Origin of the sequence: uncultured Xanthomonas sp. (genome assembly GCF_964278005.1) — a bacterium.
GTDB classification, from domain to species: Bacteria; Pseudomonadota; Gammaproteobacteria; order Xanthomonadales; family Xanthomonadaceae; genus Xanthomonas_A; species Xanthomonas_A sontii.
Genome location: NZ_CAXYKF010000026.1, coordinates 14,915 through 30,259, shown reverse-complemented (window position 1 = coordinate 30,259; position 15,345 = coordinate 14,915). Strand labels below are relative to the sequence as shown.

Annotated in this window: 14 protein-coding genes; 4 read left to right on the top strand and 10 right to left on the bottom strand. The window is 68.5% G+C overall.

Features of this window, described 5'->3' with window-relative positions; all coding sequences use genetic code 11:
- Positions 1 to 18: 18 nt before the first annotated feature.
- Together ACHWVH_RS18940 and ACHWVH_RS18935 are read left to right on the top strand one after the other, a co-directional pair.
- Positions 19 to 873, top strand: coding sequence for a sugar phosphate isomerase/epimerase (locus tag ACHWVH_RS18940; protein WP_267099554.1), 855 nt, complete (start codon positions 19 to 21; stop codon positions 871 to 873).
- A gap of 36 nt (positions 874 to 909) precedes the next feature.
- Entirely contained in the window at positions 910 to 1,188 is a 279-nt protein-coding gene (locus tag ACHWVH_RS18935) for a cytochrome c (RefSeq protein ID WP_017913243.1), read from the top strand.
- Between the two features lie 93 nt (positions 1,189 to 1,281).
- On the opposite strand, the gene ACHWVH_RS18930 is transcribed toward ACHWVH_RS18935, so the two are convergent.
- The 5 genes from ACHWVH_RS18930 to ACHWVH_RS18910 form a co-directional block, all read right to left on the bottom strand.
- Positions 1,282 to 2,025 carry a DUF1080 domain-containing protein gene (locus ACHWVH_RS18930; protein ID WP_267099553.1) on the bottom strand — a complete coding sequence of 248 codons (744 nt, stop codon included), beginning with the start codon at positions 2,023 to 2,025 and terminating at the stop codon, positions 1,282 to 1,284.
- 43 nt (positions 2,026 to 2,068) lie between these two features.
- Positions 2,069 to 2,641, bottom strand: a complete 573-nt coding sequence (locus ACHWVH_RS18925) for a gluconate 2-dehydrogenase subunit 3 family protein (protein ID WP_295923999.1) — start codon at positions 2,639 to 2,641, stop codon at positions 2,069 to 2,071.
- On the bottom strand, positions 2,641 to 4,326 hold the full coding sequence (locus ACHWVH_RS18920; RefSeq protein WP_043095703.1) for a GMC oxidoreductase: 1,686 nt from the start codon (positions 4,324 to 4,326) through the stop codon (positions 2,641 to 2,643). Before ACHWVH_RS18920 ends, ACHWVH_RS18925 begins: the two co-directional genes overlap by 1 nt.
- A gap of 30 nt (positions 4,327 to 4,356) precedes the next feature.
- Positions 4,357 to 5,253 carry a hydroxypyruvate isomerase family protein gene (locus tag ACHWVH_RS18915; RefSeq protein ID WP_394687765.1) on the bottom strand — a complete coding sequence of 299 codons (897 nt, stop codon included), beginning with the start codon at positions 5,251 to 5,253 and terminating at the stop codon, positions 4,357 to 4,359.
- Positions 5,254 to 6,110: 857 nt separating this feature from the next.
- Positions 6,111 to 6,638, bottom strand: coding sequence for a single-stranded DNA-binding protein (locus tag ACHWVH_RS18910; RefSeq protein ID WP_295924005.1), 528 nt, complete (start codon positions 6,636 to 6,638; stop codon positions 6,111 to 6,113).
- 281 nt (positions 6,639 to 6,919) lie between these two features.
- Between ACHWVH_RS18910 and ACHWVH_RS18905 the strand changes: the two genes are divergently transcribed.
- Together ACHWVH_RS18905 and ACHWVH_RS18900 are read left to right on the top strand one after the other, a co-directional pair.
- Entirely contained in the window at positions 6,920 to 7,918 is a 999-nt protein-coding gene (locus ACHWVH_RS18905) for a polyprenyl synthetase family protein (RefSeq protein WP_267084792.1), read from the top strand.
- 13 nt (positions 7,919 to 7,931) lie between these two features.
- Positions 7,932 to 8,195, top strand: a complete 264-nt coding sequence (locus ACHWVH_RS18900) for a helix-hairpin-helix domain-containing protein (RefSeq protein ID WP_295924007.1) — start codon at positions 7,932 to 7,934, stop codon at positions 8,193 to 8,195.
- A 206-nt stretch (positions 8,196 to 8,401) separates the two neighbouring features.
- Here ACHWVH_RS18900 and ACHWVH_RS18895 read toward each other — a convergent pair whose 3' ends face one another.
- From ACHWVH_RS18895 to ACHWVH_RS18875, 5 genes are all read right to left on the bottom strand, one after another.
- Positions 8,402 to 9,205 (bottom strand): dienelactone hydrolase family protein, encoded by an 804-nt coding sequence (locus tag ACHWVH_RS18895; protein ID WP_295924008.1) that lies wholly within the window; start codon positions 9,203 to 9,205, stop codon positions 8,402 to 8,404.
- A gap of 208 nt (positions 9,206 to 9,413) precedes the next feature.
- Positions 9,414 to 10,850, bottom strand: a complete 1,437-nt coding sequence (murD, locus tag ACHWVH_RS18890) for a UDP-N-acetylmuramoyl-L-alanine--D-glutamate ligase (RefSeq protein WP_394687764.1) — start codon at positions 10,848 to 10,850, stop codon at positions 9,414 to 9,416.
- Positions 10,831 to 12,186: a UDP-N-acetyl-alpha-D-muramoyl-L-alanyl-L-glutamate epimerase gene (gene murL / locus ACHWVH_RS18885; RefSeq protein WP_394687763.1), complete on the bottom strand. Its 1,356-nt coding sequence runs from the start codon at positions 12,184 to 12,186 to the stop codon at positions 10,831 to 10,833. Before murL ends, murD begins: the two co-directional genes overlap by 20 nt.
- The gene (locus ACHWVH_RS18880; RefSeq protein WP_394687762.1) at positions 12,183 to 12,635 is read right to left on the bottom strand and encodes a hypothetical protein; all 453 of its coding nucleotides are present in this window, start codon (positions 12,633 to 12,635) and stop codon (positions 12,183 to 12,185) included. The genes murL and ACHWVH_RS18880 overlap by 4 nt, the downstream gene beginning before the upstream one ends.
- A complete protein-coding gene (locus tag ACHWVH_RS18875) occupies positions 12,619 to 15,228 on the bottom strand; it encodes a bifunctional aspartate kinase/diaminopimelate decarboxylase (protein ID WP_394687761.1) in 2,610 nt (869 codons plus the stop codon). The genes ACHWVH_RS18880 and ACHWVH_RS18875 overlap by 17 nt, the downstream gene beginning before the upstream one ends.
- Positions 15,229 to 15,345 lie beyond the last annotated feature (117 nt).

Genomic DNA, 15,345 nt, shown 5'->3' with positions numbered 1-15,345 from the left:
TCCCTGGAGGACTTCCTGATGAACACAGCGACACGCAGAACCGCAACCCTCGCACTGCTGCTCTTCGCGGCCCTGCCCGCCTTCGCACGCGACGCCGCCGGCCAGGAGGCCCCCATCGCAGTGCAGATGTACTCGCTGCGCAACGCCGGCACGCTCGACCAACAGTTGAAGATCGTCCATGACGCCGGCGTGGGCGCGGTGGAAACGGTCGGCACGCAGAACATGAGCGCGGTGGAACTCAAGCAATTGCTGGACAAGTATTCGATCAAGGCGATCTCCTCGCACGTGCAGCTGGCCGACCTGCGCAAGGACCTGGACGGTGCGGTGGCCTTCAACCGCTCGATCGGCAACACGACGCTGGTGGTGCCTTACCTGGACCAGAAGGAGCGGCCCACCGATGCCGCAGGCTGGACCGCACTGGGTAAGGAACTTGGCCAACTCGCGACGCGGGCACGCGCCAAGGGCATGCGCCTGGCCTATCACAACCACGATTTCGAGCTGGTCGATTTCGATGGCAAGACCGGCCTGGAACTGCTGTTCGCCGCGGCCGGCCCCGATCTCAAGACCGAGCTGGACCTGGCGTGGGTCGCGCGCGCGGGCTACGACCCGGCGGCGATGCTGGGCAAGTTCAAGGGCCGCATGTTCGCGGTCCACGCCAAGGACAACGCACCGAAAGGCCAGGCCCAAGACGAAGGCGGCTTCGCCGCGGTCGGCAAGGGCGTGCTGAACTGGAACGCGATCCTGCCTGCCGCGGCGGCGAGCGGCGTGCAGTGGTACATCATCGAGCACGACCAGCCGCGCGACCCGGCCAGCGTCGTCCGGACCAGTGCGGAGTATTTGCGCGAACATCTGCCCGCGAGCACACAGCGCTAGCACGCAAAGGAGTTCCGCTTGAAAACGATCACGACGATGGCCGTGGTGCTGCTGGGGGCGACGCTTGCGCCCAAGGCCTGGTCCAAGGACGACCCGGCGGCCGGCGCGCAGCTCTACGCGAACCATTGCACGGCCTGCCATGGCGCGAATCGCGCGGGCGTCCCGCCCACCTTCCCCGCGCTGACCGACGTGGGCAAGCGCCTGCAGCCCGCGCAGATCAAGGAGAAGATCCGCAACGGCGGCGGGCTGATGCCGCCGTTTTCGCAGCTGTCGCAACAGGAGGTCGACGACCTCGCCAGCTTTCTGGCGCAGTAGGGCGCGCCCTCCATTCCCGGGTATGCCGCGTTGAGCACGGCATACCCGGGATCGCCGACACACCCCAGGCGATCGGCGCCGACGGCGCCGGCGCTACAGCTCGCGCACCCAGATGTTGCGGTAGCTGACCTTGGAATCGTGCTCCTGCAGGAAGATCGGCGCGCATCCATGCGGCGCGTACGACGGCGCGCCGATGTATTCGGTCTTGCCCGCCAGCACGGTGTCGTTCTGCACCAGCACGCCGTTGTGCAGGACGGTGATGCGGGCGGGTGACGTGAGCCCGCCGCCCTGCGAGAAACGCGGCGCCTTCCAGATGATGTCGTACACCTGCCACTGGCCCGGCGCACGCGAGGCATTCACCAGCGGAATGGCCTGCTTGTAGATCGCACCGGCCTGGCCATTGGCATAGGTCGGGTTGTTGTAGCTGTCGAGCACCTGCAACTCATACAGCTCCTGCAGGAAGATGCCGCTGTTCCCCCGCTGCTGGCCGTCGAAGCCACCGGTCGCGGTGGGCGTGCGCCACTCGACATGCAACTGGATGTCGCAGAAGCGCTGCTTGGTGCGGATGCCCTTGCTGCCCGGCACCACGGTCAGCGCGCCGTCGGCGACGCTCCAGGGCACGCGTCCGCCCTGCTCCGACTCCCAGGCCGACAGATCCTTGCCATCGAACAGCACGATCGCGTCGGAGGGCGCGCCGCCCGGGGGCGTGGCCACGGTCGCGGGCACGGGCTTCCACACTTCGGTCTTGGCAGGATCGCGTGCGGGGTCGCCGTCGGCCTGCGCGACCGCAGGCGCCACGGCCAGCAGGCAGGCCGCCATCAGCAGGGATCTGGTCATCGTGTTTCCAGGAGAAGGAGGAAGGGCGAAGCGTGGCGCTCCATCAGCCGGTGGCCCAGGCGGGCGTGCCGGGAACGTAGGTGATGTCTTCATAGCGGCCCGGCACGGCGACGTAGCGCAGCACTTCGGTCGCGCCGACCTCGGAGGTGAAGAAGCCGAAGATGGTCAGCTGCTTGATCATGGTGAAGGGATGCGGCATCGCGTCCGCCGCGTCGGCGGTGCCGGTGTCGGTCACGTCGACGGCCTTTGCCCTGGCCTCCGCATCCAGGGCGCGCAGCAGTTCGGCACGCGCCTGCGGGGTGAGCGACATGAATCGGCCGCCGGCACGTTTGTCGATCTCGGCCAGGCCGGCGCGGAACGTCGCCTGCTGCCGCGGGGTGTAGCAGTCGGTGACGAATTTCGCCATGAATGCACCGGCACCGGCGTCCTTCGCCCCCGGCGTCTTGGTCCGCGGCAGGATGGTCTCGGCGATCTCGTCCAGCGTGCCGATCTCGGCGGCGGAGAACAGCACCTTCGTCCCCGCGGCCGACGCCTGTGCCGGGGCGAGCGCGGGCAGGCCGACCATCGCCGCGCCCGTGGCGGCAAAGATCATCTTCAGCAGTTCGCGACGTTCCATCACAGGTTCCCCGCTTTCAGTTCGCGCACGGCATGATCGGCGGCACGTGCGGTCAGCGCCATGTAGGTCAGCGAAGGATTCACGCAGCCGCTGGAGGTCATGCAGGCGCCATCGGTCACGTAGACGTTAGGCGCGTCCCACACCTGGTTGTACTGATTCAGCACGGAGTTCTTGCGATCCCGGCCCATGCGTGCGGTGCCCATCTCATGGATGCCCTTGCCCGGCGCGTAGTCGCCATCGTGCATCTTCACGTCCTTGACGCCGGCCGCCTCCAGCATCTCGGCGGCATCGGCGGCCATGTCCTTGCGCATGGCCTTTTCGTTCTCGCGCATGGCGACGTCCATCGCCAGCACCGGCAGCCCCCATTTGTCCTTGCGCTGCGGGTCTAGGCGAATCGTGTTGTCGTGGTGCGGCAGCATCTCGCCGAATCCGGTCATGCCGATGCTCCAGTCGCCCGGCACGGTCAGCGCCTCCTTCAGGTCGGCGCCGATGTTCAGCTCGGCGATCTCGCGCGACCAGCCTGTGCGGCTCGCACCGCCCTGGTAGCCGAAGCCGCGCAGGTAACCGCGCTTGTCCATGGCGACATTTCGGAACCGGGGGATGTAGAAGCCGCAGGGACGGCGGCCGAAGTAGTACTTGTCCTCGTAGCCCTCGACCCGGCCGGAGGCACCGGCGCCGAAATGATGGTCCATCACGTTGTGCCCGAGCTCGCCCGACGACGACCCCAGGCCGCCGTCCCAGACATCGGTGGCCGAGTTCATCAGCAGCCAGGTCGAATTGAACGAGGACGCATTGAGGAAGATGACATTGGCCGTGTACTGGTAAGTCTGTCCGCTCTCGGCATCGATGATCTCCACGCCGCGCGCACGCTTGCGGTCCTTGTCGTAGAGCACCTCCTTGACGATCGAGAACGGCCGCAGGGTCAGGTTACCCGTCTTCATGGCCGCCGGCAGCGTGGCCGCCTGGGTCGAGAAATAGGCGCCGAAGGGACAGCCCAGGATGCACTTGTTGCGATACTGGCAGTTGACGCGGCCCTGCTCGACCTTGGGCTGGGTGATGTTGGCGGTACGCGAGTGGATCAGGTGCCGGGTGCCGCCAAAGGCCTTCTTGATCCGCGCGGCGACGTCCTTCTCGACGATGTTCAATGGGATCGGCGGCAGGAACTCGCCGTCCGGCAACACGTCCAGTCCCTCGCGCGTGCCGGCGATGCCGGCGAACTTCTCCACGTGGTCGTACCAGGGTGCGAGGTCGGCGTAACGGATCGGCCAATCGGTGGCGATGCCGTCCTTCAGGTTCGCCTCGAAATCCAGGTCCGACAGGCGATAGCTCTGCCGTCCCCACATCAGCGAGCGGCCGCCCACGTGATAGCCGCGGAACCAGTCGAATCGCTTGATCTCGGTGTAGGGCGATTCCTTTTCGTTGGCCCACATTCCCTGCAGGTTCTCGACCAGGGCGTAGTCGCGCATCAGCACCGGATAATCGGCCTTCATTGCCTGGGTCGGGCGGTTGCGATGCGGGAAATCCCACGCCTCCTTCATCGCGTTGACGTAGTCCTTGACGTGCTCGATGTTGCGTCCGCGTTCCAGCATCAGGACCTTGAGTCCCTTCTCGGTCAGCTCCTTCGCCGCCCAACCGCCACTGATGCCCGAGCCAACGACGATGGCGTCGTAATGATTGTCTGCCATGGGTTCTACTTCACCTCGGTGGATAGCGTTTCAGACATCGCAGAGGCGGATCGCCTCGCGCAGCGAGCCGACGGGATCCGGCGCGGTAGGAACGAACTCCTGCGCCAGATAGCCATCGAAACCGGTATCGCGGATCGCGCGACAGATGGCGGGATAGTGGAGCTCCTGATCGTCCCCGATCTCGTGCCGGCCCGGGACGCCGGCGGTGTGGTAATGCTTGAAGCACGCGTGATGCTTGCCGATGGTGGCGATGATGTCGCCCTCCATGATCTGCATGTGGTAGATGTCGTACAGCAGGCCGAAATGGTCCGAGCCGATCCGCTGGCACAGCTCCACGCCCCAGGCGGAGTGGTCGCACAGATAGTCGTGATGATCGACCTTGGAGTTCAGCAGCTCCATCACCAGCACGACCCCGCGCTTCTCGGCATGCCCGAGGATGCGCTTGAGTCCGACTTCGGCGTGGGCCATGCCCTCCTGGGGATCCATGCCATTCCGGTTGCCGGAAAAACAGATGAGGTTGCGATAGCCGGCATCGGCCACCAGGTCGATGTGCCGCGTGTAGCGCGCGACCAGCTCATCGTGGAACTGGCTGCCGGCGAAGCCCTTGTCCAGGCCGAGTTCCGCGCCATTGCACATCGCGCTGTACACGCCATGCGCCTTCAGCGTGGGCCAATCCGCCGGGCCCACCAGATCGATGGCGGCGAACCCCAGGCCCTTCACTACCTGGCAAAGCTGTGCGGTCGACAGCTGCGAAAACGTCCAGCGGGCGACAGACTGCTTCAGGTTGCCCTTGAGCGGCGTGGCGGCAGCGAGTGCCGGCAACATGCCCACTGCCCCAAGGCCAAGGCTCCCGGCGACCGCCATGCGCAGCGCCTCGCGCCGCGTGAACCCAAAGGCCGGCGCCGGTCCGATCGAATGGATAGACATCCACCTTCCGGCCTCCCAACCGGTTCAAACGCTGACGATTCGCCGCGATTCAATCGATTGAACCATAGAGCAGTGAATCGCGCTTTTGCAAGACGCACTGCACGAAACCACATGCTGCAGGGCACAACGCCTGTGGTGTCAGTCGTCATGACGGCGATGGAATCTCGGGTGACGTACGGAGTTGTGCAGCGAGACGTAGGGCGACAAACAAACGGGTATTTGGTGAACCTGCTCGAGCAGGCGACGCATGGCGAGATAGCGACGGACCCGTGGTTCCTCCCTGGGACTAAGGCGCTAAATCGCCTGCAAGGCGGCGGGGATGGGAGGTCGGACCTGGAGCTTCAGGACACCTCCGCCGCGTTGCCATGCGCATTCATGTGGTGAGGATCGTGGTGTAGCGGCGAGCGACGCCAATATGCTTTTCGCAGAAGCGGCTTTAGCCGCGATGGCTTTCATCGGAAAGCCTGTCGCCGCTAAAGCAACCCCCACGACACCTTCCCCGTTGCAGCCGGGTCGGCCGGCGTTGAGCGATAGCATGGACTGGGCACGAAAGCCGCGCCAAGGCGTTGCCGAGGCGACTGGGCACGACGCGACGCTTGGCGACCGACCCAGTTTTGAAGGCAGGAACAGCAGGGCACTCGCCGCTTGCACGCACGCTCCGGCCCCAATCGCCAGCGGTGAAAAGCACGGTACGTGTGACCACTCCAGTCGACCGATACCGTCTGGCTTCATATCGCCTGCCTTGGAGGACCGGACAAACTCGCGCTAAAAAGGACAACACCTCGCCAAAACAGAAAAAACCCCGGCAAGCAAAATGGCTTACCGGGGTCTGTTTGCATCGCAGGAACGACGAAAGATCAGAACGGAATATCGTCGTCCGCGAAGTCGTCCATCGGTGCGGACTGCTGCGGGGCCGGCTGCTGCCGGCGCGGCGCGTAATCCTGCCCGCCGCCACCACCGCCACCACCGCCCATGCCGGAGCGTTCCTGGCGCGGCGGCGCCGAGCGCTGCGGACGGTCGCCGCCGCCCATGCCGCCGCCACCGCCCTCGCCGCGGCCGCCGAGCATCTGCATCTCGTCGGCGACGATGTCGGTGGAGTACTTCTCCACGCCGTCCTGGCCGGCGTACTTGTCGTAGCGGATCGAGCCTTCGACGTAGACCGAGCTGCCCTTGCGCAGGTACTCGCCGGCGATCTCACCGAGCTTTCCGAAAAACACCACGCGATGCCACTCGGTGCGTTCCTGCTGGTTGCCGTCGCGGTCCTTGCGCACGCTGGTGGTGGCCAGGCTGATGCGGGTGATGGCCATGCCGGCCTGGGTGTACTTGATGTCGGGATCGTTGCCGAGGTTGCCGACGAGGATGACTTTGTTGATGCCGCGGGCCATGAGCTGCTTCCGTCTGGGGTCTCCGCGGCCAGGGGGCACGCAGAGCGGTAAAGAAGATTTCGGGGAGCAATCCTAACATCGCCGGACCGGACCGGCCTGCGCCAGGCGCCCGCGGGCGCCCCGGGAAACGCCGCATTGGGCTGTCGGAATCCTGCCGGCACGCCTCCCGCCGGGCGCTGCAAACCCAGGCACGGCAAGCTCTCCGCCCCCTGCCCCGGCCCACAACGGGACGGATGTGGCCGCGCAGCCTATACTTTGCGCACGTTTCCAGTCCTGTCCGCATGAGCATCGCCGAATCCCCCAGCTCCGCCCTGGGCCTGCCCCAGATCCAGATGCTCGCCGCGCCGGACATGGCCGAGGTGGACGCCCTGATCCGCCGCCGCCTGTCCTCGGACGTCGTGCTGATCAACCAGATCGCCGACCACATCGTTTCCGCCGGCGGCAAGCGCCTGCGGCCGATGCTGGTGGTGCTGGCCGGCCGCGCCTGCGGCGCCGGCGGGCCGATGCAGCACCAGTTGGCGGCGATCATCGAATTCATCCACACCTCGACCCTGCTGCACGACGACGTGGTCGACGAGTCGGACCTGCGCCGCGGCCGCAGCACCGCCAATGCGCTGTGGGGCAACGCGCCCAGCGTGCTGGTCGGCGACTTCCTGTATTCGCGCAGTTTCCAGCTGATGGTGGAGCTGGACAGCATGGCGGTGATGCGCCTGCTGGCCGACACCACCAACCGCATCGCCGAGGGCGAGGTGCTGCAGCTGCTGCACGTGCACAACCCGGACACCGACGAAGCCGCCTACCTGCGCGTGATCGAGCGCAAGACCGCGGTGCTGTTCGCCGCCGGCACCCGGCTTGGCGCGCTGGCCTCCGGTGCCAGCGAGGCGGTGCAGGAGCGCCTGTACGACTACGGCATGCAGCTGGGTTATGCGTTCCAGATCGCCGACGACGTGCTCGACTACACCGCCGACGCGGCCGACCTGGGCAAGAACCTGGGCGACGACCTGGCCGAGGGCAAGGCCACGCTGCCGCTGATCCACGCCATGGCGCATGCCGACGACGCCACCCGCGCGCGCCTGCGCCAGATCGTCGAACAGGGCGACGCCAGCGCGATGCCCGAGGTGCTGGCCGCGATCGAAGCCAGCGGCGGCATCGACTACAGCCGCCGCCGCGCCGCCGACTACGCCGCCGCCGCCGAACGCGCCCTGGACGGCCTGCCCGAGAACGAGGCCGTGGCCGCCCTGCGCGGGCTGGCTCGCTATGCGGTCGAGCGCAGACACTGAGCGCTGCCCGGGCATGATCGCCTTTGACGCCGAGGACCGCGCCGTACTGCTGGCGGTGAAAGGCGTCGGTCCCACCGTCGTCGCGCGCCTGGAACAATTGGGCGTGCATTCGCTGCAGGCGCTAGCCGCCTGCGATGCACGGCAACTCACCGAACAGGCCGCGGCGCTGCTCGGCTCCACCTGCTGGCGCAACAGCCCGCAAGCGCGCGCGGCCATGAGCGGCGCCATCGCCGCGGCGCAGGCGCACTTGCTCAAGCACTCCTCCAAGACACCATGAGGGCTCATTAGGCCCGTTTGACTGCCATCGGCTCGCTACCACGCGCCGGAAGGGATTGGTGATTCGGGATTGGGGATTCGCAACGGCGGCTTGGTTGACGCCTGAAGCGCTACGGGCTCGCCACACCAACCGATCAGTTGGGCGGCACCGACGGTCCGCTTTTACCAATCCCCAATCCCGCCAAGCGCGCAGCGCGAGGCACCTCCCTAATCCCGCCCGAACCGCTCCTCGAAGAAATCCTCGAGCATCCGGTAGGCACGCTTGGCCGCACGCGGGTTGTACTGGCAGCCCGGCGGGCTGTTGGCGTCGGCTTCGGCGAAGCAATGCACGGCACCGCTGAAGTTGACGAACTGCCAGTCGGCACCAGCGCCGTTCATTTCCTGCTCGAAGGCGGCGATATCGTCGCGGCTCACGCTCTTGTCGTCGGCACCATTGAGCACCAGCACCGGTGCCTTGGCGCTGCCTGCGGCTGCCGGTGCCGCCGTGGCCAGGCCACCGTGCAGGCTGACCACGCCGGCGAGCGGCGCACCGGCGCGGACCAGTTCCAGCACCGTGGTGCCGCCGAAGCAGAAGCCGACCGCGCCGATCCGGGCCGGATCCAGCGGCGCCTTGCCGGCCTGCGCCTTCAGCGCCGCCACCGCCGCCAACGCCCGCGCGCGCAGCGTGGCCGGATCCTTCTTCAGCGCACCGGCGAACTGCCCGGCCTCGGCATCGTTGGCCGGTCGCTTGCCCTTGCCGTAGACGTCGGCCACCAGCACCACGTAGTCGCCGCCGGCCAGGCGCTTGGCCTTCTCCACCGCGGAGTCGTTGACGCCGCGCCAGTTCGGCACCATCACCAGGCCGGGGCGCGTGTCGTGGTCGGCATCGTCGTAGACCAGCACGCCGCTGAAGCTGTCCTTGCCGACCTGCCACTCCACCGGCTTGGCCTGCATCGCCGCCCAGGCCGGCAGCGGCAGCACCAAGGCCAGCCCGAGCAGACCGGTCCACCGCAGCATCGATCGTATGCGCATCGCCCTTCTCCCGTGGAAACCAGGCGGCAGTCTAGAACGTGCCATGCACGTCGAGGTGAGGGCGACGGCGGCCGGCGATGGCGATGGGACAAGGCGCACAGCGTCGTCGCATGACGGCCCGGCGAATGCTTCCGGGCATGCTCTTTCCGCAGCACCCATAACGGACAGCGACATCAGCGCACCGAGTGCGCCGGCGCCGCGCCGAGGCTCAGGCGATGCCCAGCCCCGGAATGGCGCTGATCGCATCGGGGTCGAACCCGGCCAGCGCGGCGAAATGGCGGCCGCGCGCCACGTAGTCGCGGTAGGCGCCGAAGCTGGGCGCGCCGGGCGACAGCAGCACCACGCCGCCCTGCTCGCCCAGCGCCGCGCGCGCCAGCGCCACCGCTTCCGCTAGGTCGGCCGCGGCATGCAGGCCGAAGCCGGCGTCGGCGGCCAGCGGCGCCAGCAGCGCGTGGATGCGCGGGCCGTTGGCGCCCAGGGTAACGATCTCCAGCGGTGCGCCACCGTCGCGCATGTGGTCGGCGAAGTCCTGCCAGTCCAGGCCGCGGTCGTGGCCGCCCACCAGCAGCGCGATGCGCCGCCCGCGGAAGCACTCCAGCGCCGCGAGGCTGGCATGCGGCGTGGTGCTGATCGAGTCGTTCACATAGGTCACGCCGTCGCGCGTGCCCAGGGTCTGCAGCCGGTTCGGCAGCGGCCGGAAGCGATCGGCCGCCGGCGCCAACGCCGCCGCATCCAGGCCCAGCGCCTCCACCGCGGCCAGCACCGCGCACAGGTTGCCGCGGTTGTGCCGGCCCGGCAGCGGCGCCTGCGCGCTGTCGTACACCGCGCTGTCGCCGCGGTAGACCACCTCGCCGCGCATGTGCCAGCCGTCCTCGCGGTTGAACCAGCGTACCTCGCTGTCGGGCAGTTGCAGGGCGGCCAGTTGCGGATCGGCGGCGTTGAGCAGGGCGATGCGCGGCCGCGCATGGGTGACCAGCTCGAGCTTGTCGGCGATGTAGCGCGCCTGGCTGCCGTGCCAGTCCAGATGCTCGGGAAACAGGTTCAGCACCAGCGCCAGCTGCGGCCGTGCACCGCTGCGGGCCACGTCGCCGGTCTGGTAACTGGACAGTTCGATCGCCCAATACTGCGGCGGCGGCATCGGCGCCAGCACTTCCAGCAGCGGCACGCCGATGTTGCCGACCAGGCCAGTGCGATGGCCGCCGGCGCGCAGCAGGTGCGCCAGCAGCGCGGTGGTGGTGCTCTTGCCCTTGGTGCCGGTGACGCAGACGCTGCCGGGCACCACGCCGTCCGTGCCAGCGTGTTCGGCGAACCACAGCGCGGTGCCGCCGATGAAGCGCGTGCCGCGCGCCGCGGCGGCCTGTGCCTCGGGCCGGTAAGGACTGATCCCGGGCGACTTGATCACCACATCGAACGCGGCTAGGCGCTCGGCGGTGGCCTCGGTCTCGACATGCAACGCAGGATCGTGCAGCGCGGCGATCTCCGCGGCCTCCTCAGCCGAACAGAACACCGTCAGCGGCAGCGCACGTCGCGCTTCCCCGTTCCCGATTCCCGCTTCCCAGCCACGCACGGCCGCATACGCCGCACGGCCCTCGCGACCCCAACCCCACAGCGCGACGCGCTGCGACTCAAGCTGCGAAATTCGCACGCACGCGTTCCCACAGGTCGGCCGGGATGCGGTGCTGCGCGTCCAGTTCCAGCAGCGGCTCCACGCGCAGGTCGGCGGGGTCGAGCTGCGGCTGGATCTCGCGGATGAAACGCGCCACCAGCGCGTCCTCCTTCCATTCCGCGCGCGCCGCCAGCGCCGCCATCGCCGCGCGCGACTCGCGGCCTTCGCCGACGCACTCGAACGGCTTGTGGTCCTGGAACTCCAGCAACGCGTCGAAGCCGCCGGCCTGGCCGGCGTCGTCGAGCAGGTTGCGGCCGAAGATGCGCACCAGCCGCGTCTTCGGCATGAACGGCGCCAGCGCCAGGAACACGAAATGGCACTTCGGGCAGACCCCGCACCAGCGATGCGCCGGGCGCTCGCCGAGGATGTGGAAATTGCGGTTGCAGCTGGAGAAATGCGCGTCGTAATGGTCGGTCTTGGCGAACTGTCGCGCCACCGCCAGTTCCGACAGCGGCCGCAGCAGCGAGTAATAGCGCAGGTCCGCGGCCACGTAGCGCTGCACCTGCGTACCGAACGCCTGCTCGAAGGCCCAGCCCTTGGACCATTGGTGGTTGACCTCGCCGGTGCCGGCGATCTGGCTGCCGTAGCTGGCCGAGTGCTCGTTGGAGAACACCACCTGGCCGGCGTCGCGCAGCACCGCGGCGAACACCAGGATCGCCGAGTTCACCGCCGTCACCGGGATATGCCCGTTCCACGCGCCCTGACGGTTCAGCTCGAACAGCTCCGGCGCCAGCGTGCGGCCGATGTTCAAGGTCGGCAGCCCGGTGCGCTCGGCGCAGGCGCGGATCAACTGCGAGCCGCCGATCCAGGTCACCGTCTGCGCCACGCCGGCCGCGCGCAACGCCTCGATGCTGACCAGCGAATCCTTGCCGCCGCCGATCGCCACCAGCGCCTGGTCGCGCAGCCCCAGCGCCGTGGCGTCGGCCGCCTCGGCGTCCGCGGCCGGGAAGCGGATGCGCCCACGCAGGTCGAGGCCATTGCGATAGGCGAACTCCCCCAGGCCATGCAGGTACACGCTGTCCAGCAGCGCGGCAGTCTCCGCATCGATGGCGTAGTCGTCGATGACGATGCGCGGCGGCACCGCCGCCTTGTAGTAGCTGACGCCGGCGATCAGGTGCAGCAGGCGCAGGGCGCGCTGCGCCGCCTGCGCGCGCGCCGGGTCGAGCGCGAACGGCGCGCCGGGCACGGTGATGGTTTCCACCAGCTCCGGGCCGTCGTCGAACGCATAGACCAGGCGCGCCACGCCGCTGTCGGCGTCGAAGCCGCAGCGCACGAAGCGGAAGGTGGCGATCTGCTGTTTGTCGAAAGCGGTCATGGACATCCTGCAAGCACACGGGTGTGCCGCAGATAGCGGCGGCACAGAAGAAATTCGAGCATCGAAAACGGCAAGGCGGCCCACAGCAGCGGCAGGCAGCCGAACACGAAGGCCATCAGCAGCAGTTGCCAGTGCTGTCCGGCCGGCACCGACGCGGCGGAGGCCAGCACGGCCACCAGCACATACAGCGCCAGCGCCGGCAGGTAGGCCAACGCGGCCAGGAGCGAGGTGCGCAGGGCCAGCGCGCCGGTGCTCGCCGCGGGCCCGCGGCGCTGCCAGCGCACCGCCAGCCATGCGCCGATGGCAGCGGCGGCCAACGCCGGCAACGCCCACTTCAGGCTGTCGGTCCACGGCAGCGACGTACCCGACTGATCCACCGCGGTGGCAGCCACCATCGCAAGCGCGCCGGCCGCGGCGCTGCCCGCGACGAATTCAGTCTGCGTGCGCATCGATCGCCTCCTCGCGGGGCAACTCGCGCTGGTTGTAGGTGCTGGCCATGCTGTAGCCGTAGGCGCCGGTATCGGCGATCAGCATCACGTCGTCCGGCGCGGTGCCCGCCGGCAGGCGCCGGCGCTTGCCGAACACGTCGCTGGATTCGCAGATCGGCCCGACCACGTCGAACACGGTCTCGGCCGGCTGTTCCAGGCGGCTCAGGTTCGCCACGTCGTGCCAGGCGTCGTACAGCGCCGGGCGGATCAGCGTGTTCATGCCGGCATCCAGACCGACCCGACGGATGCCGTCCTTCTCGATCACCTGGGTGGCGCGGGCCAGCAGCACGCCGCACTCGGCGACCAGGTAGCGGCCCGGTTCGATCGCCAGGCGGAACGCCGGATGCACGGCCTTGGCCTCGGCCAGGCCTTGGGCGAAGGTCTCCAGGTCGAACGGTTCGTCGTCGGCGCTGTACGGGATCGGCAGGCCGCCGCCGATGTCGATGATCTCGACGCTGCCGATGCGCCGGGCGAAGCCGGCCAGCTCGTCGCACATGCGCCGCCAGTGCTGCGCCGTCTCCACGCCGCTGCCCAGGTGCGCGTGCAGGCCGACGATGCGGATGTCCAGCGCACGCGCGGCCTCGACGAACTCGTCGACGCGGGTCGCCGACAGGCCGAACTTGGAGGCCTTGCCGCCGGTGTTGACCTTCTCGTGGTGGCCGTCGCCATGGCCCAGGTCGATGCGCAGCCACAGGCTGCGGCCGCGGAACAGCTCCGGCCAGCGCTGCAGCGCCTCGACGTTGTCCACGGTCACGGTCACGCCCAGCGCGAACGCGGCTTCGTACTCGGCGCGGGGCGCGAAGCTGGGGGTGAACAGCACGCGGCGCGGCGACAGCTCCGGCACGATCTCGAACACCCGGCGCAGCTCGCCGTGCGAAACGCACTCCAGGCCAAAACCCTCCTCGACCAGGGTCTGCAGGATCGCCGGATGCGCGTTGGCCTTGATCGCGTAGTAGCGCTGGTCCACCGCGGCGATCGCCTTGAGCGCACGCGCGCGTTCGCGCAGGGTCGGCAGGTGGTAGATGTAGCGCGGCGTGCCGGCCTCGGCCAGGCGCAGCAGATGCGCGCGCTCGCCCTGCCACCACGGCACCGGCCGCGGCCGCACCGTGCCGGCGATCTCGCGCCAGCGCGGGCCGAACACCTCGGTCTCTTCCACCGGCATCGCGCCGCTGTCGATCAGTTCGGCGTGCAGGATCGGCAGCAATCCGTCGGCATCGGTCTCGTCGATGACGAAGGTCAGGTTCAGGTCGTTGGACGACTGCGAGATCATGTGCACGCGCTCCTTGCCGAACGTGGCCCACACGTCCGAGAGCTTGTGCAGCAGCGAGCGCATGCCGCGCCCGACCAGGGTGATCGCCGCGCACGGCACGATGATCTTGACCCGGCAGATCTCCGCCAGGTCGGCCGACAGCGCGGCCAGCACGTCGGTATTGACCAAATTCTCGCTCGGGTCCAGCGACACGGTGACGTTGGTCTCGGCCGAGCCGATCAGGTCCACCGACAGCCCGTGCTTCTTGAACAGCGCGAACACGTCGGCCAGGAAGCCGACCTGCTGCCACATGCCGATGCCTTCCATCGACACCAGCACGATGCCGTTGCGGCGGCTGATCGCCTTGACCCCGGGCACGGTGCGGGCGTTGCCGTCGATGCTGGTGCCGGGCAGCTCCGGGCGCTCGGTGTCCAGGATCGCCATCGGCACGCCGCCGTCGCGGCACGGCTTGATCGAGCGCGGGTGCAGCACCTTGGCGCCGGTGGTGGCGATTTCCTGCGCCTCGTAGTAGTCCAGGCGGGTCAGCAGGCGCGCATCCGGCACTTCGCGCGGATTGGCGCTGAACATGCCCGGCACGTCGGTCCAGATCTCGACCCGGCTGGCGCCGAGCAGCGCGCCGAAATACGCCGCCGAGGTATCCGAGCCGCCGCGGCCGAGGATGGCGGTGCCGCCGTCCTCGTGCCGGGCGATGAAGCCCTGGGTGATCAGCATGCGCGAGGGCTGGGCGACGAAGCGCGCGCGCCACTGCGGATCGGACTGCCACTGGCACGACACCGACAGGCGCCGCGACCAGGCGCTCTGGTTCGGCTGCGGCGGCAGCGCGTCCAGCCATTGCCGCGCGTCCATCCAGCCCACGTCCAGGCCGTTGGCACGCAGGTAGGCCGCGCCCAGGGTCGAGGACAGCAACTCGCCCTGCCCCAGCACCTCGGCCTGCCAGTCCAGCGTGCGCTCGGCGGCGCGCGGATCGGCGAGCAGGCCGCGCAGCGCCGCCAGGCGTTCGCCCAGCACCGCCTCGGCGTCCAGTTCCAGTTCGGCCAGGAACTCGCGGTGGCGCTGCTCCAGCGCGGCCACGCGTTGCGCGCTGTCGGCGCTGCCGTCGGCGATCGCGGTCAGTTCGTTGGTGACCCCGGACAAGGCCGACACCACCACCAGCACCCGCGCACCGGTCTCCTCCGCGCGTTTTTTCGCCAGCGTCCCAATCGTGTCCCAGCGATGACGACGCGACACCGAAGTGCCGCCGAACTTGAGGACGATCCAGCGATCGACAGGAGAGGAAGCTGACATGGAGTGGGGGTGTCTGGAATGTGGGGAAAACGCCTGCATGCGCGGGCGGAACCCCCGATTCTACTGCCAACCGAGCGCCGATGAGCGAGCGCTGCTACCTGCACCTGGACGTCTTTT